General features: G+C 31.7%; 26 protein-coding genes and 1 pseudogene. 22 read left to right on the forward strand and 5 right to left on the reverse strand.

Going from position 1 to position 26,094, the window contains the following annotated elements; genetic code table 11:
- Positions 1–207 precede the first annotated feature (207 nt).
- The 5 genes from HMPREF9943_RS00450 (at position 208) to HMPREF9943_RS00470 (ending at position 5,991) form a co-directional block, all read left to right on the forward strand.
- Entirely contained in the window at positions 208–882 is a 675-nt protein-coding gene (locus HMPREF9943_RS00450) for a YiiX/YebB-like N1pC/P60 family cysteine hydrolase (RefSeq protein WP_004801097.1), read from the forward strand.
- Positions 883–1,968 carry a hypothetical protein gene (locus tag HMPREF9943_RS00455; protein ID WP_004801098.1) on the forward strand — a complete coding sequence of 362 codons (1,086 nt, stop codon included), beginning with the start codon at positions 883–885 and terminating at the stop codon, positions 1,966–1,968.
- Between the two features lie 67 nt (positions 1,969–2,035).
- Positions 2,036–3,781 carry a DUF885 family protein gene (locus HMPREF9943_RS00460; protein WP_004801099.1) on the forward strand — a complete coding sequence of 582 codons (1,746 nt, stop codon included), beginning with the start codon at positions 2,036–2,038 and terminating at the stop codon, positions 3,779–3,781.
- A 96-nt stretch (positions 3,782–3,877) separates the two neighbouring features.
- Positions 3,878–4,633: a hypothetical protein gene (locus HMPREF9943_RS00465; protein WP_004801100.1), complete on the forward strand. Its 756-nt coding sequence runs from the start codon at positions 3,878–3,880 to the stop codon at positions 4,631–4,633.
- Between the two features lie 596 nt (positions 4,634–5,229).
- Positions 5,230–5,991: a hypothetical protein gene (locus HMPREF9943_RS00470; protein ID WP_004801101.1), complete on the forward strand. Its 762-nt coding sequence runs from the start codon at positions 5,230–5,232 to the stop codon at positions 5,989–5,991.
- A gap of 309 nt (positions 5,992–6,300) precedes the next feature.
- On the opposite strand, the gene HMPREF9943_RS00480 is transcribed toward HMPREF9943_RS00470, so the two are convergent.
- A complete protein-coding gene (locus HMPREF9943_RS00480; protein WP_004801103.1) occupies positions 6,301–7,215 on the reverse strand; it encodes an alpha/beta hydrolase in 915 nt (304 codons plus the stop codon).
- A gap of 147 nt (positions 7,216–7,362) precedes the next feature.
- Positions 7,363–9,600 (reverse strand): glycoside hydrolase family 16 protein, encoded by a 2,238-nt coding sequence (locus HMPREF9943_RS00485; RefSeq protein ID WP_004801104.1) that lies wholly within the window; start codon positions 9,598–9,600, stop codon positions 7,363–7,365.
- A 236-nt stretch (positions 9,601–9,836) separates the two neighbouring features.
- Between HMPREF9943_RS00485 and HMPREF9943_RS00490 the strand changes: the two genes are divergently transcribed.
- From HMPREF9943_RS00490 to HMPREF9943_RS00555, 14 genes are all read left to right on the forward strand, one after another.
- Complete coding sequence (locus HMPREF9943_RS00490; RefSeq protein WP_004801105.1) at positions 9,837–10,439, forward strand: L-threonylcarbamoyladenylate synthase; 603 nt, start codon at positions 9,837–9,839, stop codon at positions 10,437–10,439.
- A complete protein-coding gene (gene rpiB / locus HMPREF9943_RS00495) occupies positions 10,436–10,882 on the forward strand; it encodes a ribose 5-phosphate isomerase B (protein ID WP_004801106.1) in 447 nt (148 codons plus the stop codon). The genes HMPREF9943_RS00490 and rpiB overlap by 4 nt, the downstream gene beginning before the upstream one ends.
- Positions 10,879–12,120: a serine hydroxymethyltransferase gene (gene glyA, locus HMPREF9943_RS00500; protein ID WP_004801107.1), complete on the forward strand. Its 1,242-nt coding sequence runs from the start codon at positions 10,879–10,881 to the stop codon at positions 12,118–12,120. The genes rpiB and glyA overlap by 4 nt, the downstream gene beginning before the upstream one ends.
- 16 nt (positions 12,121–12,136) lie before the next feature.
- Entirely contained in the window at positions 12,137–12,760 is a 624-nt protein-coding gene (upp, locus tag HMPREF9943_RS00505) for a uracil phosphoribosyltransferase (RefSeq protein ID WP_004801108.1), read from the forward strand.
- On the forward strand, positions 12,760–13,116 hold the full coding sequence (locus HMPREF9943_RS00510; RefSeq protein WP_004801109.1) for a hypothetical protein: 357 nt from the start codon (positions 12,760–12,762) through the stop codon (positions 13,114–13,116). Before upp ends, HMPREF9943_RS00510 begins: the two co-directional genes overlap by 1 nt.
- Positions 13,113–13,787: a F0F1 ATP synthase subunit A gene (locus tag HMPREF9943_RS00515; RefSeq protein ID WP_004801110.1), complete on the forward strand. Its 675-nt coding sequence runs from the start codon at positions 13,113–13,115 to the stop codon at positions 13,785–13,787. The genes HMPREF9943_RS00510 and HMPREF9943_RS00515 overlap by 4 nt, the downstream gene beginning before the upstream one ends.
- Positions 13,788–13,816: 29 nt before the next feature.
- The gene (gene atpE / locus HMPREF9943_RS00520; RefSeq protein WP_004801111.1) at positions 13,817–14,044 is read left to right on the forward strand and encodes an ATP synthase F0 subunit C; all 228 of its coding nucleotides are present in this window, start codon (positions 13,817–13,819) and stop codon (positions 14,042–14,044) included.
- Positions 14,045–14,066: 22 nt separating this feature from the next.
- Positions 14,067–14,579: a F0F1 ATP synthase subunit B gene (gene atpF, locus HMPREF9943_RS00525; protein WP_004801112.1), complete on the forward strand. Its 513-nt coding sequence runs from the start codon at positions 14,067–14,069 to the stop codon at positions 14,577–14,579.
- On the forward strand, positions 14,579–15,115 hold the full coding sequence (locus HMPREF9943_RS00530; protein ID WP_004801113.1) for a F0F1 ATP synthase subunit delta: 537 nt from the start codon (positions 14,579–14,581) through the stop codon (positions 15,113–15,115). The genes atpF and HMPREF9943_RS00530 overlap by 1 nt, the downstream gene beginning before the upstream one ends.
- A 5-nt stretch (positions 15,116–15,120) precedes the next feature.
- Entirely contained in the window at positions 15,121–16,644 is a 1,524-nt protein-coding gene (gene atpA, locus HMPREF9943_RS00535; protein WP_004801114.1) for a F0F1 ATP synthase subunit alpha, read from the forward strand.
- 5 nt (positions 16,645–16,649) lie between these two features.
- Positions 16,650–17,507 (forward strand): ATP synthase F1 subunit gamma, encoded by an 858-nt coding sequence (gene atpG / locus HMPREF9943_RS00540; RefSeq protein WP_004801115.1) that lies wholly within the window; start codon positions 16,650–16,652, stop codon positions 17,505–17,507.
- Positions 17,508–17,519: 12 nt separating this feature from the next.
- Positions 17,520–18,920 (forward strand): F0F1 ATP synthase subunit beta, encoded by a 1,401-nt coding sequence (gene atpD / locus HMPREF9943_RS00545; RefSeq protein WP_004801116.1) that lies wholly within the window; start codon positions 17,520–17,522, stop codon positions 18,918–18,920.
- Positions 18,913–19,311, forward strand: coding sequence for an ATP synthase F1 subunit epsilon (gene atpC, locus HMPREF9943_RS00550; RefSeq protein ID WP_004801117.1), 399 nt, complete (start codon positions 18,913–18,915; stop codon positions 19,309–19,311). Before atpD ends, atpC begins: the two co-directional genes overlap by 8 nt.
- Positions 19,312–19,402: 91 nt before the next feature.
- Positions 19,403–20,800 carry a 6-phospho-beta-glucosidase gene (locus HMPREF9943_RS00555; protein WP_004801118.1) on the forward strand — a complete coding sequence of 466 codons (1,398 nt, stop codon included), beginning with the start codon at positions 19,403–19,405 and terminating at the stop codon, positions 20,798–20,800.
- A 16-nt stretch (positions 20,801–20,816) separates the two neighbouring features.
- Here the strand turns inward: HMPREF9943_RS00555 and HMPREF9943_RS00560 are convergent, their stop codons facing one another.
- Entirely contained in the window at positions 20,817–22,169 is a 1,353-nt protein-coding gene (locus HMPREF9943_RS00560) for an MATE family efflux transporter (RefSeq protein ID WP_004801119.1), read from the reverse strand.
- A gap of 578 nt (positions 22,170–22,747) precedes the next feature.
- Between HMPREF9943_RS00560 and HMPREF9943_RS00565 the strand changes: the two genes are divergently transcribed.
- A complete protein-coding gene (locus tag HMPREF9943_RS00565; protein ID WP_004801120.1) occupies positions 22,748–23,248 on the forward strand; it encodes a hypothetical protein in 501 nt (166 codons plus the stop codon).
- 102 nt (positions 23,249–23,350) lie between these two features.
- Here the strand turns inward: HMPREF9943_RS00565 and HMPREF9943_RS00570 are convergent, their stop codons facing one another.
- Both HMPREF9943_RS00570 and HMPREF9943_RS00575 read right to left on the reverse strand, forming a co-directional pair.
- Positions 23,351–24,481 carry a sensor histidine kinase gene (locus tag HMPREF9943_RS00570; RefSeq protein ID WP_004801121.1) on the reverse strand — a complete coding sequence of 377 codons (1,131 nt, stop codon included), beginning with the start codon at positions 24,479–24,481 and terminating at the stop codon, positions 23,351–23,353.
- Positions 24,478–25,176 carry a response regulator transcription factor gene (locus tag HMPREF9943_RS00575; protein ID WP_004801122.1) on the reverse strand — a complete coding sequence of 233 codons (699 nt, stop codon included), beginning with the start codon at positions 25,174–25,176 and terminating at the stop codon, positions 24,478–24,480. The genes HMPREF9943_RS00570 and HMPREF9943_RS00575 overlap by 4 nt, the downstream gene beginning before the upstream one ends.
- Before the next feature lie 167 nt (positions 25,177–25,343).
- Here HMPREF9943_RS00575 and HMPREF9943_RS00580 point away from each other — a divergent pair.
- Both HMPREF9943_RS00580 and ispF read left to right on the forward strand, forming a co-directional pair.
- A pseudogene (locus HMPREF9943_RS00580) lies at positions 25,344–25,548 on the forward strand (CTP synthase); the annotation flags it as partial.
- Positions 25,549–25,587: 39 nt separating this feature from the next.
- The gene (gene ispF, locus HMPREF9943_RS00585; RefSeq protein ID WP_035581601.1) at positions 25,588–26,067 is read left to right on the forward strand and encodes a 2-C-methyl-D-erythritol 2,4-cyclodiphosphate synthase; all 480 of its coding nucleotides are present in this window, start codon (positions 25,588–25,590) and stop codon (positions 26,065–26,067) included.
- Positions 26,068–26,094 lie beyond the last annotated feature (27 nt).

A 26,094-nucleotide genomic window follows, 5' to 3' on the forward strand; every position in this document is an offset into this window, starting at 1 on the left:
GAGATAAATATAATAATATTCATTTTACTAAAGAATCATAAAAAAACATTATAAAAAGTTCACAAAAGAATTGAATTATTAACTTTTAAATATTATAATTTAGGAAAGGAGACGTGATATCAATGGTTTCTTTATCTAAAGAGTGAAGGTCATAATATTCACTCTTGCTTATGTATAATAAATATTTTAGAAAGGAAAGTGAATAAGATGAAAAAAGGAATAGTATTTATTGTATCATTGTTGTTAGTTTTTAATTCGAGCTTAATTGGCGTACAGGCAAAAGATGTATCTGAAATGAATGATAAGGAAAGAGAAGAATATATTAATAAGGTATTTGATCCTAAACTGGTTGACAGATTAAATAAACAGGGAGATAAAAAGCAGGTATATCAGCCTAAGTCGTTAACTGGGAGTAATCGTGGAGTCAGAGCCGCTAAAGGAAGGTATCCAAAAAGAAAAGGTGTTATACTTTATACTCCTGATAAATATAAAGGAGTCGTCCCTCTTGGACATGCAGGCATGGTTTATGATAGAGGTTGGATTATAGAATCCTTGGGAGATGGTGTTCAGTGGGGTTATAATAATTGGGATACCCAGCATAGTAAGTGTTACGCTTTAGGAGTAAAAGGAACATCGGTTAAACAAGATGCCAAAGCCGGTGACTATTGTGTAAAGCAGATTGGAAAACCATATAATTATAACTATTATAATATGGGAACTAGAAAAAGTTTTTATTGTTCACAGCTTATATATGCAGCTTATCTAGATACATGCGGTGTTGACCTTAATACACCTAGTTTTGATATTGGACCTTTAAAAGCAATACATCCGGTAGAATTACTTGAAGGACCAAAGACAACCTTACTTTATAGGAGCAGTTAAATGAAAAAACTATTGTTATGTTTTTTTCTACTTTTAGCCACAGGATGTACTGTTAATGAAAAGAAGGAAAAGATAGACTGGGAACTAGGAGTTATTGAAACGTCTATCTATAAGAGAAATACAAAGATTGTTTATTTTGATGGCGATTTTAATATAAAGGGTGAGGATAGTTTAAAAGCAGCCGGTGTTTCAAAGAATTTAGGAGAATCTTCATACCAAAAAGAAAATGCTTATTTTGAAGCAAGAGGTTTAACTAGAAAGAATGATGACAAAAAAATCATAGAATTAAACAGGAATACAAGAAATATTAAATTTTATGATGTGGATAGGATAAACATTCAAGGTGTTATTGCGAATGATAAATACACATATACAATCAGTAATTTGGATAGAAAAGTTTATATAACTCAAACAGATTATAATAATAAGAAAGTAAAAGAAATTACTTTTAATGATATTATAACTTTAAATCTTTTCTTAGCCGGAGACAAGATAGTAGTTCCTTACAATCTTCTTGAAGATTCAAGGAAAGAATTTATTAATATTTATGATAAGCAATTAAACTTAATTAAGAAGATAGACTTATCTCAATATGGGCGTAGCATAACAGAAGCAGTCGTTATTAATGATAAAATCTATCTGCCTGTTTCTAGTAAAACTAATGAGGATGGAAGTGAAGAGATAAGTAATAATCTGATTGTTGAGTTGGATGTGAAGAGCTTAGATTTTAAGATTATTAAAATTAAAACAAAGGAGCTAGGCCATGTTAATAAATATGGCGATTGGCTTATTATTATGAATTCAGAGTCACCTACATATGAAGGTAGAAAGATGACTTTCTATCATACAAAAACAGGAGAAGAAAAGATATTTAATCTTAAGCATCCATTAAGGGATGTTGAGGTTTATGGTGACTTTATCTATAGTGCAAATTATTATAAAGAAAATAATGAAAGGGGGTATATATTAGTAAAATATTCAATTAAAGATAACATGAAAGAAGTGAGATATAAAAAAGTTAATTTATTGAATAAGTATAAAGAATATCATTATTATTCTGATATCTTTGTAAATTATAACAATTAGAGGAGCCATGCTCCTCTTTTCTTGATTAATGAGAAAAGAAAAGCTATGATAAAAAAGAGGTGATCTTATGAAAATTAAACAGTTATTGATAAGTTTTATTGTATTGGCTTTTATATTAAGCGGATGCGATCATAAAGGTAATAATGAAAATAATCAAAAGGCTTTTGACACCTTTATTGATAATGAATTTAAAAGAGAGATATCATCAGATTATTTGAATATGCATGTTTATTTAGAGCATCCTGATAAATATGGTATTGATACAAGTAAAGTAAAGGTATCATTAGGAACCAGACCTACAAAAGAAAACATTGAAAAAGTAAGAAAAGAAAATGAGAAAGCAAGAAAGGCTTTTTCTGCATTTAATAGAAAAGATTTGACTGAGATACAAAAAGATATCTATGATACTTATAAATTTCAATCTGATTTAGATAGTAAGATGAGTGATAGTAAGTTTGATTATTATGAACAATTTTTTAAAACAATGAATGGTATTCATACAGCACTGCCTTCTTTATTTTCTGACTGGCAGCTGAGAAAAGAGCAGGATGCTAAGGATTTAATTGTTTTAATTAATGATATTCTTCCTTATGTGAATGATGCTTTAGAATATACAAAAATACAGGCAGATAAAGGATTATTAATAAGTGATATAGACAGTATTATCAGTTATTGTAAGAAGATTGCTGATGGAGGAATGAATAGTGCTGTTTTAAGTGAAATGAATAAGGCTATTGATCGGTTGAATTTAGGTACTATAAAGTCTAATGATTATAAGAATCAGTTAAAAGAAGCATTTCGTTCATCTTTTCTTAAAGCCTATACTAATATTATTAATACTTTTAATAGTTTAAAAAATAAGAATAATCATAGAGGATACGCATCACTCCCTAATGGTAAAGAATATTATGCTTTATTATTACAGTCTCAAATGGGAGCTAATGATTCTATGTCTGCAATTAAGAAGTTATTATCAAATGGCTATACAGAGAGTTATCAGAAGCTTACAAAGCTTATTACTCAGAATTATAATATTTATTCTTCTATGACTAATATTCGTACTCAGTTTAATAGCTATGATGAAATACTTCAGTATAATTTAAAAAGATATAAAGAGGACTTTCCGGAAGTAAATAATATTGAATATGAAATTAAGGATATTAATAAGACGATTGCTACTGATGGGGGTATTTCTGCTTATTTTAATATACCGGCTTTAGATTCTAAAGCTAAGAAACAGATCAGAGTGAATCCAAATGCCAGAGATATTAAGAAGATAGATACTTATATTACGGTATCTCATGAAGGTATTACCGGACATATGTATCAATATGCTTATACTTATGCTCATAATAAGAGTCATTATATGAAAGCTATCGCAAATAATAAAGGATTTACAGAAGGATATGCTGTTTATTGTCAGTATTATTGTTTAAAGTATTTAGATTTAAATCAGAATGTTCTTAATGCGTATAAATATAATGAGATCTTATCTTATATTGCGATTATGCAGGCTGATATCGGTATTCATTATGATGGGTGGACATTAGATCGCTTTAAGAGTGAAATGAAAAACTATGGATTTAGCTTAGATGATAATGGGGCTAAAAAACAATATGAACAGTTATGGGCTAATCCCGGAGCTTTTGCTCCTTATTATCTGGGATATCTTCAGATTAATCAATTATTAAAAGAAACAAAAAATAGATTAAAAGAGAAGTTTGATCATAAGAAGTTTATAGCTTCATTAATAGAAAGCGGAGCAGCTCCATTCTCAGTTATTAAAAGACATATTGATAAAATCAAAGAATAATAAAAGAGATTTGAGACAATAGAACTAAAAATGTAGTCATTTAATCGGCTTGTAAATTTAAAGCTCAGCATAAATAATAATGGAGGATGTGAATTAATGAAATATATAAAGTTAAATACAGGTATCCCGTTTAATATTGATAATTTTGAAGATAAAACAAACAAAAACTATCCTTATTATCAAAAGGGAAAAAAGTATGCATTGTGTCCAAATTGTGGTTCTTCCGTTCAAATCATTGGTGGAAAAAATAATACAACACAAAATAGAGCAAGGAGAATGTATGCAGCTCATACACGAAGTGAAATCAGCGGTTTGAATTTTGATGAAGAATCTAAGTTTAACTGCGTAAATTATGAAGGAAATGCTAATAACTGGCAAAGAATTTACGAGGCAAGACCGGATACACCAGAGAATCAGGAAATTCTAGAGTTTATTAATGAACATATTGATGACATAGCTCAAGCGATTGAAGACATTATCGGTTTTAAATGTAAGTATGCAAATAGCAGAAGCAAACTGTTTGAGGATTTATATCAATCTTTTAGAATAAATGGAGGTTTACATATAGAACCTAACCAGTTTGCTCCGGAATACTTACCTAGAATGATTGTAGAGCGAGCAGAACCAATAAAATGCTGGGGAGCTATTCCTTTAGAAAGAGCTAGAAAACATATCATACGAAATCAAAGATTCAAAGATTCAATGGATGGGGTTCAATTTAAACCGGTGATAGATGTTAGACTTGTTGGAACATTGGACAATGATGTAAACCCTACTCAGCTTAACATAAGGTTAATCTTTGGAGAAGAGGAGTTGGACTTACATCATATTTCAGCAAGAATAAGTTATTAGGGGATAGAAAGAATAAACTTATATGGATATACTATTAACGCTTATATTCGAAAAATTAAAAATTGATGGGTATAAATGAATCAGATGAAAGCATAATTCAGTTCCGTAAAGTATTTGACTATGCTGGGGAGTTAGTAAGAAGTAAAGAATTACTGCGTAGATATCCGAGTATTGTAAATGTATTGCGGTCGTTACTAGAATATTTGAACAAATAAAATATGTAAAATATAAACACAGATGCATTTTATATCATCTACGTTTAAGAATAAAAGTATAGTATATAAGAGAAACTTTGATAATTTTGATAAAATGATTGAAATTAAATGAAATAAATTGTACCTCTTTCATTTGGAGGCTTTTAGTTTATATGATTTCAAAAAACTATTGCTTTTATGTGAAATAAATATTAAAATAGTATTAGAAAGTATTTTATTAGGGAGGTGTGTCTATGGAAAATCAATTTATTCTCTTTCTAGGGGTGATTCTCTGCTTTTCCTTAGTCATGCCTATATCCTTTTAGAGCAACAATAAAACGGTTATTCTATTCATATAGGCATGCTTATTATATTTTTTTAAATACAATAGGAGGAATTTATATGAAGAAATTAAGAAAATATACACTCATTATCTTATCCGCTTTTCTGTTTTTACTTACTTCTAATATGCATGATGCTTTTGCATATAATGGAGAAAAAGTCGTATATAAGGACAAGGATGCCATTGTCAAAGTTAATGATAGAGGCAATCAAAGAATTGTAGAAGTCATCAGTTATAAGAATCATAAAAGATTTCTATATACAATTAATAAGTCCGACATTCAGTTGAAGACTTTTGATGCCAAAGGCAGACCGATTGAGTCCGGGATACTGGCTTCCAAAAAGGATGATAGAATTAATCCGATATTATCATCAGATAAGATGCTAAAGGCAAGAAAGCCAATTTCATGGGGAAAGATTGTTGAAACAACAACGATTTTTGCTCAGAGATTATGGTATCAGATGGGGTATAGAAATAAGACAACTTATATGAGAATAGGCTGCAAGGCTAGATATACCATCAACTATAATGGTTTAAGCAGCTGGCAAATAAGAAGATGTGAGTGGTATTCTAAATCTATTAGATTATATAACGGTTATACGGATCAATTATCTCTTTGTTTTGCAGGTTTTACTATTATTGTGTCAATGCTTCGTTTTGCTTTTCCTTTGATTACAGGTGGGCTAGGAATACCGGCAGCAGCGGCGGCAGTTGGAGCAGCATTTGGAGTTCTTTATAAATTTGCTGATTTAGTAGCTAAAGCTGCAAACGAATATGCAGATGCTGATTACTTCTATGATATTATTAAGGTCTGGGCATAAAAGGAGATAAAAACAATGAAATCTAAAATGTCCTTTCGTCAATATTGCATACTTGGGAAAGTGAAATATCCTCGGTACTTAAAGGTATTAGGGCGCATATTTCAAGCTTTATCAATACTGGCTTTCATCTATTTTGGGTTTTTAAATAGAATAAATCCTCTTCCACTTGAGATAGTTTGCATAATTATATGTTTTTGGTTATTATACTTTGTCTTACTTCCAATATTAGCTTGTAAGGAATCATTAAGACAGTATAGAGAGTATTACAATAGTGATGATGAAGAATAATAAAAGCCTCCAATGGAGGCTTTAGTTTATATGATTATCTAAAAATTCTTTGAGTTTTTCAAAATATAGATCAGGATTAGTAATGATACTGTCGGCATGCTCTGCTCCTTTTACAATAACAAGTTCTTTTTCTGCATTACAGGCATTATATAATTGAGAAGCATTACGGACAGGAACAACTGTATCTTGGTCTCCATGGATAAATAGAGTAGGTATATGTGATTTTTCTACCTGTTTAATGGCATCTGCCTTTCTTATATCATAGCCTAAGATATTCTTAGATAAGATAATAGCACTGGAAAGAATTGTTCGTGATGGCAGTTTTGCTTCTTTTAAGAAATATCTAAATTCTTCTTTAATATTAGAGTAGGCACAGTCAGAAATAATGCATTTTACATCAGAAGATAAATCTTCACCGCTAGCCATTAAGACTGTAGAAGCTCCCATAGATATGCCATGTAAAGCAATCTGAATAGGTTGAAAACGGAAATATTTTTGTAATTCATGTATCCATTCAATCAGATCTAAACGATCCTGCCATCCAAAGCCGATATATTTACCTTGACTATCTCCATGAGCACGATCCTCAGGAAGTAAGATAGTATATCCTAATTCATGATAGAATCTAATGAAATATTGAAAATCTCTATAACCGCTTGAATGATATCCATGTACACAGATAACAGCTTTATTTGTATTTCCTTTAATAACTGTTCCTTTAAGTCTAATCCCATCAAATGATGTAATAGATAAAGTTTCCTTTTCTAAATTCTTAATATAGTCTAATTCATTTTGTGTTAATGGATGTAATATAACAGAAGAATGTTTTCTTCTTCTGGCAGCATATAATAAACCTATATATCCTGATACAAAGTAACCTGCTGCAAGTGTAGATACTATTGATGTTCCGATAAGTACTTTAGTTTTTGTTTTCATAAAAATCACCTCTTATATTAAGTGTAACATAATTAAAATAAGATTGAAAAATGAATTTTGTTAAAAAAGAATATATCTTTTATCAATGAAAAACCTCTTAGACAATAGTAGTTGATATATACTATCTGCTAAGAGGTTATTTAAATATTAAGCCTTTTGTTTTTTACTAAAGTATAAAACAAATAAACTGATTAATGAGATAAGCACAAATCCCATTATTGATGTTGTATCAGATGTTTTTGGAGACATTCTTTCTTTATTTTTAGGTATTTCTTTTTCTATACCGGGCTTTGATGAGTCTTTTGCTTTTGGTGTTTCTTTAACACTTGGCTTTGATGGGGTTTTTGGTTTTGATGACTCATTATTGCTTTCTGATGCAATTACTTTCTTATTCACTTTAAATAATGCTGTAGCACTTCCTTCTTCAGAGACAATAGAAAGAGTATGGTTCTCTGCTGATAAAGTACTTGTATAATCTTTTGATAAAGTTACAACAGTACTTCCACTTTTTACAGTATAGAATTTCTTATCAATGACTTTATTGTCAACCATAACTTCTTTAAATGTATCAAATGGGGCTTCTGATTTAAAGACAGCTTCTTCTCCTTGTGTGACTGATTTTGGATTTTCCAGCATTTTAAATACTTTTTTCTTTTTAACAATAGTCAATGTTGTTGACTTTCTTGCCAGTAGATAATCTTTTTCCGCACTTAAGCCTTGATGAGTATATTTAATATCATTTGGCAGAGCTGTGTAATGAATTGTATATTGTCCCGGTTTTAATGCTTTTAATGATGAAAGATCATCTTTACCTTTACATAACAGATTAACTTTAGTCAATCCGCCTTCCGCTTTAAACTGAGGAGAATCTTCAATAGAATAATCAATATGATAATTATTAGAAGTAGTAAGACCTTTTAATACATCAGTATCTCCTTCCTCTATAGTAAGAGGCTTAACTCCTTCTAATTTTGGAGCTTTAGCATAGTATTCCTGAGCATCTTTTTCCTGCTGCTGATTTCTTGCATAAACAACATGATCAATTTCAAATTCAGTACCGGCTAAGTTTTTACCGACTTCTCCCGGCCAAGAACCGCCCATTGCTAAATTTAATTGAATATAATGAGGTCTGTTTAATGCTGTTTTAGCAATTTTATCATGACTGTAATCAACACGTGCTACAATTTTATTGTCAACGTACCATTCAATAGAATCTTTATTCCAGTTAATACCGAAAGTATGATAGCCGTTATTAAAATCTTCATTAATAGTATGGCTGGTACCGCCCAGCTTATGGTCATTCTCCGAGTTAGCCGTACCGGTATGTAATGTTTGCCATACTCTCTTATTATCCGGATGATTTCCTGCTTTCCCTGTTAATTCCATAATATCAATTTCACCGCAGCGGGGCCATCCATATCCTTGTTTACCATTGATATTGCCATCTAATGTGAAATCATGACCCAATGTCCAGAACGCCGGGAAAACACCCTGTCCTTTAGGAAGCTTAGCTCTTATTTCTATACGTCCATATAAGAACTCTTTATGACCATGAGTCCTTACACTGCCGGAATTATAGATAACCGTTCTGCTTGGATTTCTTGGATTTTGATACTGATCTTTTTTATCTCTATCTGTAGCTCTTAAAACAAGCTTACCATTTCTTATAAATACATTTTCTTTATTGTTAACATAGTGCTGCTGTTCATGACCGCGAATTGAACCCAATTCATATTCCCAGTCTTTAAGATTTAATGACTTTTGATCAAAATTATCATACCAGAGTGTTTTATAAGTCTGATTCTGCTGTTGATTGTTACCTTCTTCAAATAACTGAATATCATCAGCCTGAATCTGAGAATTAATAATATTTTGATCCTTATCAGTCCATTTCATAATACAAATTGCTACATTTGTATAGTTTTTTGTATTGAATTTTAATTCAACATCCTGATATTTCCAATCATATTCTTTTTTGTAAGAAACAGATACCTCAGCTCCATTAATAAGAGTAGAAACATCTTGTGTTTTGACATTAAAGTATGCCAATCCTCCTTGTTTCCCTACAAGAACCTTTGCTTTGGCAATATAATTGGTGTTGGGCTTTAAAGTCACCTTTTGATATGCACAGGCATTACGTGATCCTTGAGGAAGTAAACAATACCAGTTTCCTGATGCAGCCGAATTCCCATAGCTGGAGAATTGGGCATCACCGGTTTTTAGCCAGTGATTATGGTGGTTTTCAAATGAGGAGTCTTGTAATAAATTCCCTGTATCCTGTTGTATAGGGACAAGTGGTGGAGCACTTTGAGCAAATGCAAGATGCATTTGAGAACAAGACATCCCAAGGGCTAAAGTAAGCATTAACTTTTTCTTTAAATTCATATTTTCTCTCCTTTCGTTAGTGCTTTCATAAAGCATATCATTATTAATACTAACATTCAAGATTATTATTAATACTAACATTCATGTTTAAATTAAAATAAAAAAGAGTTGTATTTATGATAAGTAAAGCATATAATAATAAAAATGACTAATGGTCATTTTTATATAAAAATATATTAAATAGTATTTTTTTAATAGTTTTTATGATATTATATGCCTGATTGAGGTGAATTATTTTGACAACTGTTGTAGAAGAAAAAGAGATTGATTTAATAGCACAAGCTATTGGTAATGGAGAGATTGTTGCTTTTCCTACAGAAACAGTATATGGATTAGCCTGTAAGTTTAATGATTCAGATGCTTTAGATAAACTTATGGACGCTAAAGAGAGAGATTATTCTAAGGCTGTAACGTTAATGCTGAAAGATATAGATGATATTGGCAAGTATGGTGAAACAGATGAGAATATCATGAAGATAGCAAGAAAATTTATGCCGGGAAGAATCACTTTAGTGCTTAAAAGAAAAAAAACAGTAGATCCAATAATGACAAATTATCTTCCAACAATAGGAATAAGAATACCTGATAGTCAGTTTGTATTAAATCTTATTGATAAGACAGGACCTATTTTGGTAACAAGTGCTAATTTATCAGGTCATCCTAATACTACTAATGAAAAAGAGGTTCTTCATCAGCTTGAGGGACGCATTAGTTATGTAGTTAAAGGACAGTGTTCTTCTGCTTTGGCGAGTACAGTTGTCTTACTTACTGATGGAAAGATAGAGATATTAAGAGAAGGATTAATTCATAAAAAGGATATAGAGGAGGCTCTTTTATGACAATCGCAATTGCATGTGATCATGGCGGATACAGATTAAAGAATGTTTTATTCAAAGAATTACAAAGACAAGGATATAAAGTTAAAGACTTTGGAACATATAGTGAAGAATCATGTGATTATCCTGATTATGCTGCCAAGGCAGCAAAAGCTGTTGCATCAGGAGAATGTGATAAAGGTGTTGTAGTCTGTGGAACAGGTATTGGAGTTTCAATAACTGCTAATAAGGTTAAGGGGATCAGATGTGCTTTATGTCATGATGTTTTTAGTGCTAAAGCAACAAGAAATCATAATGATGCAAATATGTTGGCTATGGGACAGAGAGTTATCGGGGAAGGTTTAGCAATTGAAGTATTAAATGCATGGCTATCTTCAGATTTTGAAGGTGGTCGTCATATTCCTCGTATTGAGAAAATGATGGCTTTAGAAAAGGAGCAATTATGAGAGATCAGAAACTTTTTGAAAGTGTACAAAGAGAATTAAATAGACAAAGAGAAAATATTGAATTAATTGCATCAGAAAACTTTGTATCTGATGAAATCATGGAATTAGCCGGTTCAGTTTTAACAAATAAATATGCTGAAGGATATCCTCATAGAAGATATTATGGAGGATGTGAATTTGTAGATGAAGCAGAAGAATTGGCAATTGAAAGATTAAAAGAAATATTCGGCTGTGAATATGCAAATGTTCAGCCGCATTCCGGCTCACAGGCAAATAGTGCTGTTTATTTTGCATTATTAGAACCCGGAGATAAAGTGCTGGGGATGAGTTTAAATGATGGCGGTCATTTAACTCACGGACACCCATTAAATTTTTCCGGCAAGACTTATGAATTTCATGCTTATGGTGTGAATAGAGAAACAGAATGTCTGGATTATAATGAATATAAAAAGAAAGTAGAAATGATTAAACCTAAACTTGTGGTTGCCGGAGCAAGTGCTTATTCGAGAATCATTGATTTTAAACTGATGGCGGAGATTGCTCATCAGAATGGTGCATTATTTATGGTAGATATGGCTCATATTGCCGGTCTGGTAGCTGCCAATGAACATCCATCACCTTTTCCTTATGCTGATATTGTTACCAGTACAACACATAAAACATTAAGAGGACCTAGAGGCGGAATCATTATGGCTAAGGAAGAGTTTGGCAAAGTGATTGATTCAGCCGTATTCCCCGGTATGCAGGGCGGACCGCTTATGCATATTATTGCTGCTAAAGCAGCTTGCTTCTATGAAGTAATGCAACCTGAATTTAAAGAGTATGCAGTTAAGATTAGAAAGAATGCTAAGGCATTAGAAGAATCATTGAAAGAAGAAGGATTTAGATTAGTTGCCGGCGGTACAGATAATCATTTATTATTGGTGGATGTAAAATCAAGTTGTGGTATTTCCGGTAAGAAAGCACAAAGATTGCTTGATGAAATTCATATTACAGCTAATAAAAATGCTATTCCGTTTGATACGGAGAAACCTTTTAAGGCTTCCGGCATTAGGTTAGGAACTCCCGCTATGACTACTAAAGGATTCAATGAAGATGATTTTAGAGAAGTAGGGAAGATTATCTCTTTACGTCTTAAGAATAAAGAAACAGAAGATATTAAGCAGGAATGCTTAAAAAGAGTTAAAATACTGACAAATAAGGTTGTTATGTATAAAGATCTTAATTATATAAAATGATATTGGGAGGACAAATATGAGTGTTAAGATTTTAGACCATGCTTTAATTAAGCATAAGTTATCAATTATGAGGGAGAAAAGTACATCTACTTATATTTTTAAACAGAATTTAGATGAGATTGCAATGTTGATGGCTTATGAAGTATCTAAAGATTTTCCTTTAAAATTAAAGGATATTGAAACACCAATCTGTAAAACAACAGGATATGAATTAGATAAGCAGATTGTTTTAGTACCTATTCTAAGAGCCGGTATTGGTTTAGTAGATGGATTTAGAACAATTATGCCTAATGCTAAAATAGGACATATCGGAATGTATCGTGATGAAGAAACGCTTCAGCCTCAGGAATATTATGCTAGATTTCCAAAAGGACTGACAGAATCAAAAGTGATTATTGTTGATCCGATGCTGGCAACAGGAGGTAGTGCTGATATGGCTATTCAGGATATTCTTGATCGAGGAGCTAAAGATATTATGTTAGTATGTTTAGTAGGAGCACCGGAAGGCGTTAAATTCTTGCAGGATAAATATCCTGAGCTTGATATTACATTAGCGGCTTTAGATGATCATTTAAATGATCATGGCTATATTGTTCCCGGTCTTGGAGATGCTGGAGATCGTTTGTTTGGTACTAATTAATGATTGAATATAAGATTAGACGACAGTCTTATATTATATTTCTTATTGGCTTAATAGCCACTCTATTTACCGGTGAGATCAGATACCCGGCAGGTTTTATGATAGGTTATCTTATTTCGTTATTAGCTTTTATGATGACTGCTAGAATGACAGATCTTCTTTTAGACAATAAAAGCAATACAAAGATTTTAACAGTTTGTCTATTTATAGGTCAGCTGTTTATATATTCTGCCGGTCTATTAATAGGTTTACTTTTGATGGATTATGTAAGCTATATTACTGTATTTATTGCTTATTTTGTAATAAAAATGACTATTTATTGGGATGCTTTTAAAGAAAGGAGGAAAATCGAATGAGTACATTCTTTAATAACTTACAGCCGGAACTGATCAGTTCAATTACAGTTATGATTATTCTTTCTATAATCTTTATAAAGGTAGGGAAAAAAGCAGAAGCTGCTGATCCTTTAGAAAGACCGAAGGGAGCACTATTAGTAGCTGAAGTAGGCATTAAGACAATTTATGATTATTTAAAAGGATTAATGCCTAAAAAGTTTGAAAAGAATTATTATCCTTATTTTGCGATGTTATTTGCTTATCTTATTGTTTCTAACTTATGGGGACTGACAGGATTTGAAGCTCCCACTACAAACTATTCAATAACATTATCGCTAGGTTTGATTACATTTGTATTGATACAATGGAATTCTATTAAAGCTCATGGCATAGGATCTTATATAAAAGACGCTTTATTGCCGCCTACTAATTTATTAGGTAAAGTATCACCGTTGATATCATTATCAATGCGTATATTCTGTAACTTATTAAGCGGCTCATTTATTATGGGATTAGTCTATGGAGCTACAAAATGGGTATCTTATCATTTGATCCCATTCAATTTTTTAGGACCGGTCATTGCTCCGATATTACATATCTATTTTGATGTGTTCTCAGGAGTTATTCAGGCTTTGGTCTTTATGACATTATCTTCAATTCTGATTTCTATTGAGAATCCGGATGAGGAATAAAAAAATTCAATTTTAGGAGGAAAAATTTTATGACAAGAGGTTTAGTTGCGATTGCTGCCGGAATTGCAGTATTAGCTGGTTTAGGAACAGGTATTGGTGAAGGATTAGTGGCTTCAAAAGCAGTTGAAGCTATTGGCAGAAATCCGGAAGCAGAAAATTCTATTAGAACAACTATGATTTTAGGTATTGCTTTAACAGAGACAGTTGCTTTATATGGTTTATTAACTGCTTTAATTTTAATTTTCGTATTCAAATAAATATTTTAAAGGAGGATAGGCTATGGAATTAAATTTACCGGATATAGCTAGTAAATTAGCTCCTAATATTCAGACAATCATTGTTCAGTTATGTTCAACAGGTATCTTACTATTTGTCTTTAAAAAATATCTTTGGAAACCAATGATGGCTTTCTTTGAAAAGAGAGCTGATTATATTGAAAAGAATATAACAGATTCTAAAGAAATGAGAGAACAGGCTCAGGTCTATTTAAATGAAAGTGAAAAACAGGCTAGAGAATCTGCTTCTCAATATAAGATGATAGTTGAACAGGCAAAAGAAGATGCCAATAAACAAAAACAGATGATTATTGCGGATGCAAATCAACAGGCAAGAAAAAAATTAGAACAGACAAGATCTGAAATTGAATCAGAAAGGCTTCAGGCTCAGGATTCAATGAAGAAAGAAATTGTAGATATTGCAGCTGAAGTAGCAGAAAAAATTATGAATAAAGAAATGGATTTATCTGCAAATAATGAAATGGTTCAAAAGTTTGTAGATGAGGTTGTTAATTAATGGATACTGTCAGCGAAAGATATGCAGAGTCTTTATTTGAACTTGCCTTAGAAAATAATACTGTTAAAGCTTATTTGGATGATATAAAGTTGGTTGATACAGTATTAGAAAGTGATCCTGAATTTGTGGTTTTCTTTTCTCATGTACTTATTGAAGATCAGATAAAGTATCAGCTTTTAGAAGATAGTTTTAAAGATAGTGTAGATCATTATATTTTAAATTTTTTAAAGCTTTTAGTTAAGAAAAGAAGAATTCGCTATATTAGAGAAATAGTCAAAGCTTTTATTAAGCTTTGTAATAAGCAGTTAGGTATTGAAGAAGGTATTATTTATAGTGCCTTTGATTTAACTGATAAACAGATAAATTCTATTGCCCGGGCAATAAGTAAAAAAGAAAATAAAACTGTACAGTTACGCGTTATTAAAGATGAAAGTCTTATTGGCGGAGTAAGAGTACAAGTCAATACGAGAGTCTATGACGGCTCTGTAAAGAATAAAGTAAATATGTTAAAACATAGTTTACTGGAAAGCAGGTGAACAGTGTGGGATTAAGACCGGATGAAATTAGTGCCTTAATTAAAGATCAAATCAAACACTATGATGATATCATCGAACAAAAAGATATTGGAACGGTTATGACTGTTGGAGATGGCGTTGCGGTTATTCATGGATTGGATAATGCAATGGTCAGTGAATTAATAGAATTTCCCGGCAATGTCTTTGGTATGGTTATGAACTTGGATGAGGATAGTGTAGGTATTACTTTGCTGGGTAATGCTGATGAGATCAAAGAGGGCGATGAAGTAAGACGTACAGGAAAGATTATTGAAGTACCGGTAGGTGATGAATTATTAGGTCGAGTTGTTAATCCATTAGGACAGGCTATTGATGGTCAGGGAGATTTACGTACTTCTAAGACAAGACCTATTGAAAGAATTGCTCCTGGTGTTATGACAAGAAAATCAGTTGATCAGCCTTTACAAACCGGTATTACTACCATTGATTCTATTATTCCGATTGGTAGAGGACAAAGAGAATTAATCATTGGTGATCGAGAAACCGGAAAAACAGCTATTGCGATTGATACAATCTTAAATCAGAAGAATCAGAATATTTATTGTATTTATGTTGCGATTGGACAGAAAAATTCTACTGTTGCTCAGGTTGTTAATAAATTAAAACAGGGAGGAGCAATGGAATATACAACAGTTGTTTCAGCATCTGCCAGCGAAATGGCTCCTGTTCAATATATTGCTCCTTATGCCGGATGTGCAATAGCTGAGGAATGGCTTGAACAGGGAAAAGATGTATTAATTGTCTATGATGATTTAAGTAAACATGCCGTAGCATATAGAACACTATCATTATTATTAAAGAGAGCACCGGGAAGAGAAGCTTATCCGGGTGATGTCTTCTATCTACATTCTAGATTATTAGAGAGAAGCTGTCGTCTCAATGAAGAAAATGGAGGAGGATCAATTACCGCCTTACCTATTATTGAAACACAGGCAGGGGATATTTCAGCTTATATTCCTACTAATGTTATTTCTATTACAGATGGACAGATTTTCTTACAGCAGGAATTATTTAATGCCGGCTTTAGACCGGCTATTGATACCGGGTTATCAGTATCACGTGTAGGATCTGCTGCTCAGATTAAAGCTATGAAGCAGGTTTCATCATCATTAAAGTTTGAATTAGCTCAATATCAGGAAATGCAGGCATTTGCTCAGTTTGGCAGTGATCTGGATGAGGCTACTAAAGCAACGATTGATCATGGTGAAAAAGTAAGAGAAGTGTTAAAGCAGGCTCAGTATTCACCTCGTTTAGTTACTGAACAGGTTATTACATTATTTGCTTTAAAGTATGGTTTTACAAAGACGATTAAAACAAATAAGATTAGTGAGTTTATGACGGGTATTACGGAAAATGTAAAAATGACACATCCTGAATACTTAACCGAAATAGAAGAGAAAAAAGTTCTTTCTGATGAATTAATAAGTTCATTAAAAGAAGTGATGTCTGCTTATGTTAAACAGTTTGAAAATTTACAGAAAGCTGAGTAATAATTATGGCAGGATCAATGCAGGCGATTAAACGCCGAATCAAGTCAGTGGATTCAACAAGAAAAATAACACGTGCAATGATGTTGGTAGCCAGTTCTAAATTAATGAAAACAAGAAAACAGATGGATAATATGAAACCATATTATTCAAAAGTAAAAGAAACCTGTGCTCATATTCTATCAGATGCTAATGGGGATATAGAGTCTCCTTATTTAAAGAAGAATGGAAAAGGCAGGAATGTTGTTATTATGATATCCAGCAGTTTAGGATTATGTGGCGGATATAATGCAAATATTTTTAAAAAGACAAGAGAAGTATTGAAAGATGAGGATCTTGTTTATGTGATTGGGCATAAGGGAGAAAGCTATCTGAGAGTACATGAAAAAGCGGAAATAAATACAGATTATATTGATCTTAATTCTACTCTGGATTTTAGAGAGATTATCAGACTTACAAATCATTTGTTGGAGGGCTATAAAGCACAAGAGATTAAATCTATTCGTATTATCTATACTGAATTTATTAATAACTTAACTTTTACTCCTCAAATTATTAATCTTCTTCCTGTAGAAGAAAAAGATTTTGGAAAAAGTAAAGGTATTCATAAGCAGACAGTTTTTGAGCCTAGTCCGGAAGCGGTATTAGATAGTCTGATACCAATGTATCTTCAATCAGTTATTTATGGTTATTTAATTGAGAGTGTAACCAGTGAAAATGCTTCAAGAAGAACATCAATGGAAAATGCGACAGATAATGCAAATGAATTAATTGATGATTTACAGTTAAAATATAATCAGGCACGTCAAAGTGCTATTACAAGTGAAGTCAGCGAAATTGTCGCTGGTGCAAATGCAGAAAATTAGAGGAGGTGCCATATGTCAAATATAGGGAAAGTCATTGCTGCTCGTGGACCTGTTGTTGATATTCAGTTTGATAGTAATAAAAATCTTCCTGATATTAACAATGCTATTAGGCTCAATAATCGCGGTCAGGAGCTGGTAGTAGAAGTTGCTCAGCATATAGGTGATGATGTTGTACGCTGTATCGCAATGGGTTCTACAGATGGTTTGACAAGGGGCTTAGATGCAGAAGATACCGGAGCTGCTATTAGTGTTCCGGTAGGAAGAGAAACATTAGGAAGAATGTTTAATGTTTTAGGTCATGCTATTGATGGTAAAGAGGAATTAACAGAAATAGAACATATGCCTATTCATAGAATTGCTCCTAGTTATGCCGAACAAAGAACAGAAACAGAGATATTAGAAACCGGTATTAAAGTTGTAGACTTAATTTGTCCTTTTATTAAAGGAGGTAAGATTGGTCTATTTGGTGGTGCAGGTGTTGGTAAAACAGTTCTTATTCAGGAATTTATCAATAATATTGCTACTGAACATGGCGGTTTATCTGTATTCTCCGGAGTAGGTGAAAGATCAAGAGAAGGTAATGATCTTTATTATGAAATGAAAGAAAGTGGAGTATTAAATAAGACAACTCTTGTCTTTGGTCAGATGAATGAACCACCGGGATCCAGATTAAGAGTTGCCTTAACAGGACTTACGATGGCAGAATATTTCCGTGATCAGGAAGGGCAGGATGTTCTTCTATTCATTGATAATATCTTCCGTTTTACTCAGGCCGGATCAGAAGTATCAGCTTTACTTGGACGTGTTCCTTCACAGGCAGGCTATCAGCCTACTTTGGCAACAGAAATGGGTCAGCTGCAAGAAAGAATCACATCAACAAAGAAAGGATCCATCACATCTGTACAGGCTGTTTATGTCCCTGCTGATGATTTAACAGATCCTGCCCCTGCAACAACATTTGCTCACTTAGATGCACGTGTTGTCTTAGATCGTAATATTGCCGCATTAGGTATTTATCCGGCTGTTGATCCATTGAATTCTTCTTCAAGAGGATTGGATCCGAATGTAGTTGGTAAAGAACATTATGAAGCAGCTCATGGTGTTCAGCAGATCTTACAGAGATTTCAGGAATTACAGGATATTATTGCAATCTTAGGTATGGATGAATTGAGTGAAGAAGATCGTAAGACGGTTGCCAGAGCAAGACGTATTCGTAACTTCTTATCACAGCCATTCTCAGTAGCTTCACAGTTCACCGGTATGGATGGAAAGTATGTACATGTAGAAGATACTGTTAAGGGATTTAAAGAAATTTTAGAAGGAAAATGGGATCATTTACCTGAACAGGCATTTCATAATGTAGGAACTATAGAAGAAGCGGCAGCGAAAGCGGAAACAATGAAAAATGAGTAAAATACATTTACATATAGTTACTCCTGCTGGAACTTATAGAGATTTAGATGTTGATATGCTTAATATCACAACAACTGATGGGCAGATAGGAATACTTCCTCATCATATTCCATTAGCAGCTGGAGTTGCGATTTCAGAAATGAATTATAAGCTTGACGGACAGTATTATAAATTTGCGATTGCCGGCGGATTTCTTCATGTAACACCTGATAATACAGTTACTGTTATTGGCAATGCTGTTGAATCTCCGGAAGAGATTGATCTTCGTAGAGCAGAAGAAGCTGCACAGCGTGCTAAAGAACGTATGAAACAAAAAGATATTGATTTCAAGAGAGCAGAAGTTGCTTTAAAGAAAGCACTTGTACGTATTGATGTCAAAAATGGATTATAATAGTCATTCTTAGGAATGACTTTTCAAATTCTGTAAATTTTAAATAATGTAAGCGTAACCGTACTATAATAGATACAAATGGAGGTATTATATGGATAAGAAAAAAGTAAAGATAGTAACTATTGGCGGAGGAAGCAGTTATACTCCTGAATTAATGGAAGGATTTATCAAAAGATATGAAGAAATGCCTATCAAGGAAATATGGTTAGTAGATATTCCTGAGGGTGAAGAAAAAATGAATATTGTAGGAGCTATGGCTCAAAGAATGTGGGATGCTTCACCTTATGATGTTAAAGTACATTTAACTCTTAATAGAAGAGAAGCTCTAAAAGATGCTGATTTTGTAACAACACAGTTTAGGGTAGGATTACTTGATGCCAGAATAAAAGATGAAAGGATACCTTTATCTTATGGTCAGCTAGGTCAGGAAACAAATGGAGCAGGAGGTATTTTTAAGGCTTTCAGAACTGTTCCGGTTATACTGGATATAGTTAAAGATATGAAAGAATTATGCCCGGATGCATGGCTTATTAATTTTACTAACCCTAGCGGTATGATTACTGAAGCTATTATTAGATATGGTCATTGGAATAAAGTTATAGGATTATGTAATGTACCTGTTAAATCTATTTTAGATGAACCACCAATGATAGGATTAAAACCTGAAGATTGTATTTTTAAGTTTGCCGGATTAAATCATTTCCATTGGCATAGAATATGGAATGCTCATACGGGAGAAGAAGTGACACTTAAGGTTATTGATGCATTATTTGAATGTGATGATAAATCAGCACCTGAAAATATATTTAAGATTCCTTATTTTAAAGAACAGCTTTATGCAATGGGAATGATACCTTGTGGATATCATAGATATTATTATTGTGAACAGGAAATGCTTGCTCATTTAATTGAAGAGTATCAGACTATTGGAACAAGAGCAGAACAGGTAAGAGAAATTGAAAGAAAACTTTTTGAATTATATAAAGATCCGAACCTTAATTATAAGCCTGAAGAGCTTGCTAAAAGAGGAGGAGCACACTATAGTGATGCAGCCTGTGAAACAATTGTATCAATCTATGCGAATAAGAATACACATATTGTAGTATCTACAAAGAATAATGGAGCAGTACCTAATCTTCCTTCAGACTGTGTTGTAGAAGTGAGTGCCTATATAGGCAGATCAGGACCTCTTGCGATTGCTTTTGGAGATCTTCCATCTGCACAAAAAGGATGGCTTCAGGTTATGAAGAATATGGAATTGACAGTTTTAGAAGCAGCCGTTAAAGGTGATTATGGACTGGCATTAGAAGCTTTTACCGTTAATCCGCAGATTGTATCAGGAGGGGATGCAAAACATATTCTGGATGAATTATTTATTGCTCATAAAAAATATCTTCCTCAGTTTAAAGATACAATTAAACGTTTAGAAGAGGAAGGAATTACTATAAAAGATGATAAAGCAAGATCATTAACAGAAGCAGGAGTATAAATTAAAAAGAAATCGATTAAGTTCGATTTCTTTTTATAAAATCATTTGTCCAAAAAGCATAAAGAAGATAAATAGTCATAACAATCCAAATGACAGGTTCACAGAATATAACTGCCATATAATGATATTGAGGAATAAAAACATAAACAAAGATAATCTTACCAATAAGTTCTATAATACTTGATATTAAAGGGAGCATCTTTTGACCAATACCTTGTAAGGCACTCCTTGTTTGCATAAGAATACCTAGAATAAAATAATTAGGAGCTACTATTCTTAAATAAAGAGAACCATTATAGATGATTTCAGGACGAGAAGAACTGGAAATAAATGTAATCATATTATCAGAGAAAACCCATAATAGGAATGTTAATAAGATAGTTACGAATAAATCATAGAGATAAGCATTTTTTAAACCTTTACGTACTCTATCAGGATTATTAGCTCCTTTATTCTGTGATATAAAAGTAGCAATACCATGACTCATGGAAACAAATGGCATATTACAGAACATATATAGCTTTCTTGCTGAAGTATGACCGGCAATAATATATTCTCCTAAACCATTAATTCCTGATTGTAATATAACAGATCCGCTATTAACAATAGAAGTCTGTAATGCCATCGCATATCCTTGTCCGATTAATTCTTTATACAATTGTTTATCAAAGATAAAATGCTCTTTTTTAGGAATTAATAGAGGTGTAAATTTTAAAATATAAATAAGACATAGAATGACTGATACACCCTGAGCAATAACAGTTGCAATAGCAGCTCCTGAAATACCCATATGTAATGAAGTAATAAAGAAAATATCCAGAATAATATTAAGTATTGAAGAAAATATGAGAAATACTAGAGGTATAATACTATTACCAATAGATCTTAATAATCCGGCGAGAAGATTATAGGCAAACATAATTGTTAAAAATACTACAATCCAGAATATATAGCTATATGCTTCATTGAATATATGTGCAGGAACATTAATTTTAATTAGTAAAGGTTTAAGTCCTATTAAAGCAATAATAGTAATTAAAACACTTGATATAAGTCCAATCACAAGACTTCCGGCTACTGATTTCTTCAGTAAAGTATTATCTCCTGAACCATAAGATCTTGCTGTTACAATAGCCAGACCATTTCCTATACCTAAAGCAAAGCCATTAACTAAATCAAAAACAGAATTAACAGATCCTATAGCGGAAAGAGAAGTACCGCCTAGATATTTAGCTACTATAAAAGTATCCATAGCATTATAAAATTGTTGAAAAATACTTGAAATAAATATTGGTATTGCAAAGATCACTATACTTCTAAAGATTGGACCATGAAGCATATCAACATTCATAAAACTCTTTTTATTCATATAAAAAACTACCTTTCTTATCTATTATAAGACAAAGTTAATATAATATAGTATATTTTCATCATCAGAAAGAGCAATATAAGTAGTATTGATATATAAATCTATCTCATAGTAAAATACATAGTACTCATAAAAATAATAGAATATGAATACTATGTATTTTTTAGTGAACGAAATTACATAAAAAAAGTAAGATATATGTAAGTTATGCCATATTTTGGTATGTTATTCCATATAAGTTCACTTGTAATTAGAAACATTGTATTTTGTATATGAAAAGATAGAGGTAAGTTGCTTAGTAAGAGAAGGTGAAAACTATAAATTTTATATATCACTGATAGTTATGACATTCTATGGGTATAGAACTAGAGAAAGGGTAATATTTTTCTGTAGTATGCTCAATTTTAACAAACCTTACAGAGAGTTGTAATTATTGTGGTGGTGGAACATTAACAAAAACTTGTGGTTAAGATTTTGAAAGTACATGATAAAATAAATTAACTTTATTTGTAAGTAACATTGGTATAATATAAATGTAAGTACTAAGATTATTTTAAATATTAAAGGAGAAACTAATTATGGAAGAATTAAATTATTTACCGGTACATATGATTGTTGAAAATCATGAAATTGGCTTTGATAATAAAAGCAGAAAATTTGACTTGATTATTGTGAATAGCGAAGAAATAGAAATCATAAATAAGAATATTTCTACTAAGATTAAGTATGATGAAATAGATAAAGTAGAAATATCTCTGTGCAGTATTATGTCTTTTATTAGGATTTTATCTGTTTGGATGATTTATCATATTTTTATTACTATTTATGATAAGAACGGCAATATCTATTCATTAGAATGTGAGAATGATGATGTATTGATATTCTTCCTTCAGAAGCTGCATGATGAAAATATTGAGATTATTGATATATTAGACTTAGAGGAAAGCTATCTTAAGTATAGAGATAAAGTCGAAAGAACCGGTTATTTTGAAAGAATAATGCCGAAGAAAGCCAAAGAGCATCATATTGAATATCCTACTAGAACTAATATTGCAAGAACAAAAAGTAAGACCAGGTAATATTTCGTTAATATTAGCTTAAATGCGACACTTAAAATATAAATAATGTTTTAAAACAATCAAATAACTAGTAATTAATATTTTAAAGATAATAAAGAGACTCTAGTGAGTCTCTTTAAACTGTATATGTCTTGGCAGCATAACAATAAATGTTGTGATATTATGATGGGAAGTAATAAGAATTTTTCCTTTATGCATTTTTACAATATTTTTACTGATTGCCAGTCCTAATCCTGTTCCTCCCTGAGTAGTGCCTCTGGCACTATCTGCACGATAGAATTTATCAAAGATATAAGGGATATCATTCTTATCAATAGTATCTCCCATATTCATTATTTTAATAGATACTGTTTCATTATCACTTAATACTTCTATTTTTAATTCACTATGATCATATCCATACTTTAATGCATTAGATATAATATTTTCAAATACTCTTGCTAGAAGCTGTCCATCACCAATAATTGTTACATTACGATCCTGTATGTTTAAGACGGGAGTAATACCATGTTCCTGAAAATTAACAAAGAATTCATCAGTAATCTGCATAATAAGTTCAGATATATTAATAACATTAAGTTGCATCTTTACTTTAGTATTATCTAATTTTGTAAATTCAAATAAGTCATCCATCATAGATTGTAAACGTAAAGACTTGGAATAAGCAATATGAGCATAATTATTAATATCTTCCTGAGATAAATCATTACTTTGAATAAGATCAAGATAACCAATAATAGTAGTTAATGGAGTACGTAAATCATGAGCTATGTTAGTAATAAGATCATTTTTCTGTTTCTCGGCATTTCTTTCAGCATCATAAGCTAAGCGTTCATTCTGTTTTAATATCTCACTCTCTTTCTGATTCTCTTTTAATGTTTGTGCTAAAGCATTAATATTAGCAGCTAATAATCCTAATTCATCATCATATTCAATTTCACACTTTACATCATAGTTACCCATAGTAACTTCTTGAATAGATTCATTTAAAGTATTAATATAACGCAAGGTTAAATTCATCAGCATAAAAAAGATAGCAACAAAGAGAAAGAAAGCTAAAACAAAGTTAAAAACAAGAGTGGTTGTATCATTAAAATCAAATAAATGAAACAGATCAAGAAGATATTCAATAATACTGCTTAAAAGCATCGCAATTAAATAACTAAAAGAAATATTAATAAGAATGCGCCATCTAAAAGATGATATAAATAAATGTCTAAATTTCGCAATCATAGAGTAAACTTATACCCAATACCCCAAACTGTTTTAATATGTCTGGGATTTCTAGGCTGTCTTTCTACTTTCTCTCTTAGTTTTCTAATATGTACCATTATTGTATTATCAGCATTGGTAGGTTTCTCATTCCAGATTGTTTCAAAGATGTCTTCAGTAGAATAAACCGTTTCAGGATGAGTCGCAAGTAAGACAAGAATATTATATTCAATTCTTGTCAGATTAATCGGCATATCATTAATAGTAACAATTTTACGTTTGATATCAATCTTTAAATCATTCGCATTAATAATGCTTGTTTCTTCTTTCAATGGACTATTTAAGACAGTATATCTTCTTAATTGAGATTTTACTCTGGCAACCAGCTCATTAGAGCTAAATGGTTTCCCAATATAGTCATCAGCTCCCTTTAATAATCCTTCAACTTTATCATCTTCAGTAGTCTTAGCAGATAAGAAGATAACAGGAATATTAGAATTCTTTCTTAATAATTCTAATGCCTGAAAACCGTCAATACCGGGCATCATAATATCAAGAATAACTAAATCAATAGAGTGTTCTTTAATATCTTCTATAATATGCGCGGCATCATAAGCCTTAAAGACCTGAAAGCTTTCCTGAGTTAAATAGATTTCAATCAGATCACATATTTCTTTTTCATCATCTATTACTAATATATGAGGTATATTATTCATTTCTTATCTCTCCTTATTTATATAATAATAGAATAAGACAGCTTTGACAATGAAAGACTTTTTAATAATAAAATTATTGCAATGTAATAAGCGCTTTATTGTTTTGAAGGGCAGCCCCTAATAAAAGGGAACTGTATTTTTATTGGGAGGCATATATGACTAAATTTATATTTATAACCGGTGATGGTGCAAAAACAGCTCAGGATTTAGGTTATTATGAGAGATTTATTGATAAAGAAAGAAGAGAAGAGTATCTTGGTGCTACTGTTCAAGTTGTTCCTTATATTACTAACGAGATAAGCAGGATCTTCATCAGATGCAAATATTGTGATTACTGAAATAGTAGGTGATAGAGAATCATTGATTCTTCTTTTTTATATTAAAATTTGTTAATATGATAAGGGAGGAATCATTATGAGAATTGGACAATCAATTGATATACATCAGTTATCAGATCATAGAAAGCTTATTTTAGGAGGAGTAGAAATCCCTTATGAAAGAGGATTGAAAGGACATAGTGATGCGGATGTATTGTTGCATGCGGTTATAGAAGCTATTATTGGTGCTATGGGAGAAGGAGATATTGGAAAGCATTTTCCTGATACTGATCCTAAGTATAAAGGAATTTCTTCAATGATATTATTAGAAGAAACTTATAATCTTATGTGTAATCATCATTATAAGATAGGAAATATTGATACTATTATTATGTGTGAAGAACCAAAGATGGCTCCTTATATTCCATCTATGAGAGAAAATATTGCAAGGGTTCTTCATACTGATATTTCTAATATTAATATTAAAGCCACAAGAGGAGAAAAATTAGGCTTTATAGGCAGAAAAGAAGGTATTGTTTCACAGGCTGTAGTATTATTAGAAGAAGATAAGTAATATATTATCTTTGAAATATTTACTAAA

Source organism: Eggerthia catenaformis OT 569 = DSM 20559 (assembly GCF_000340375.1).
Taxonomy (GTDB): Bacteria; Bacillota_I; Bacilli_A; order Erysipelotrichales; family Coprobacillaceae; genus Eggerthia; species Eggerthia catenaformis.

Coding starts and splice junctions, on each gene's coding strand:
- HMPREF9943_RS00450 (WP_004801097.1), top strand. CDS start 208: ATGAAAAAAGGAATAGTATTTATTGTATCATTGTTGTTAGTTTTTAAT.
- HMPREF9943_RS00455 (WP_004801098.1), top strand. CDS start 883: ATGAAAAAACTATTGTTATGTTTTTTTCTACTTTTAGCCACAGGATGT.
- HMPREF9943_RS00460 (WP_004801099.1), top strand. CDS start 2,036: ATGAAAATTAAACAGTTATTGATAAGTTTTATTGTATTGGCTTTTATA.
- HMPREF9943_RS00465 (WP_004801100.1), top strand. CDS start 3,878: ATGAAATATATAAAGTTAAATACAGGTATCCCGTTTAATATTGATAAT.
- HMPREF9943_RS00470 (WP_004801101.1), top strand. CDS start 5,230: ATGAAGAAATTAAGAAAATATACACTCATTATCTTATCCGCTTTTCTG.
- HMPREF9943_RS00480 (WP_004801103.1), bottom strand. CDS start 7,215: ATGAAAACAAAAACTAAAGTACTTATCGGAACATCAATAGTATCTACA.
- HMPREF9943_RS00485 (WP_004801104.1), bottom strand. CDS start 9,600: ATGAATTTAAAGAAAAAGTTAATGCTTACTTTAGCCCTTGGGATGTCT.
- rpiB (WP_004801106.1), top strand. CDS start 10,436: ATGACAATCGCAATTGCATGTGATCATGGCGGATACAGATTAAAGAAT.
- glyA (WP_004801107.1), top strand. CDS start 10,879: ATGAGAGATCAGAAACTTTTTGAAAGTGTACAAAGAGAATTAAATAGA.
- upp (WP_004801108.1), top strand. CDS start 12,137: ATGAGTGTTAAGATTTTAGACCATGCTTTAATTAAGCATAAGTTATCA.
- HMPREF9943_RS00510 (WP_004801109.1), top strand. CDS start 12,760: ATGATTGAATATAAGATTAGACGACAGTCTTATATTATATTTCTTATT.
- HMPREF9943_RS00515 (WP_004801110.1), top strand. CDS start 13,113: ATGAGTACATTCTTTAATAACTTACAGCCGGAACTGATCAGTTCAATT.
- atpE (WP_004801111.1), top strand. CDS start 13,817: ATGACAAGAGGTTTAGTTGCGATTGCTGCCGGAATTGCAGTATTAGCT.
- atpF (WP_004801112.1), top strand. CDS start 14,067: ATGGAATTAAATTTACCGGATATAGCTAGTAAATTAGCTCCTAATATT.
- HMPREF9943_RS00530 (WP_004801113.1), top strand. CDS start 14,579: ATGGATACTGTCAGCGAAAGATATGCAGAGTCTTTATTTGAACTTGCC.
- atpG (WP_004801115.1), top strand. CDS start 16,650: ATGGCAGGATCAATGCAGGCGATTAAACGCCGAATCAAGTCAGTGGAT.
- atpD (WP_004801116.1), top strand. CDS start 17,520: ATGTCAAATATAGGGAAAGTCATTGCTGCTCGTGGACCTGTTGTTGAT.
- atpC (WP_004801117.1), top strand. CDS start 18,913: ATGAGTAAAATACATTTACATATAGTTACTCCTGCTGGAACTTATAGA.
- HMPREF9943_RS00555 (WP_004801118.1), top strand. CDS start 19,403: ATGGATAAGAAAAAAGTAAAGATAGTAACTATTGGCGGAGGAAGCAGT.
- HMPREF9943_RS00560 (WP_004801119.1), bottom strand. CDS start 22,169: ATGAATAAAAAGAGTTTTATGAATGTTGATATGCTTCATGGTCCAATC.
- HMPREF9943_RS00565 (WP_004801120.1), top strand. CDS start 22,748: ATGGAAGAATTAAATTATTTACCGGTACATATGATTGTTGAAAATCAT.
- HMPREF9943_RS00570 (WP_004801121.1), bottom strand. CDS start 24,481: ATGATTGCGAAATTTAGACATTTATTTATATCATCTTTTAGATGGCGC.
- HMPREF9943_RS00575 (WP_004801122.1), bottom strand. CDS start 25,176: ATGAATAATATACCTCATATATTAGTAATAGATGATGAAAAAGAAATA.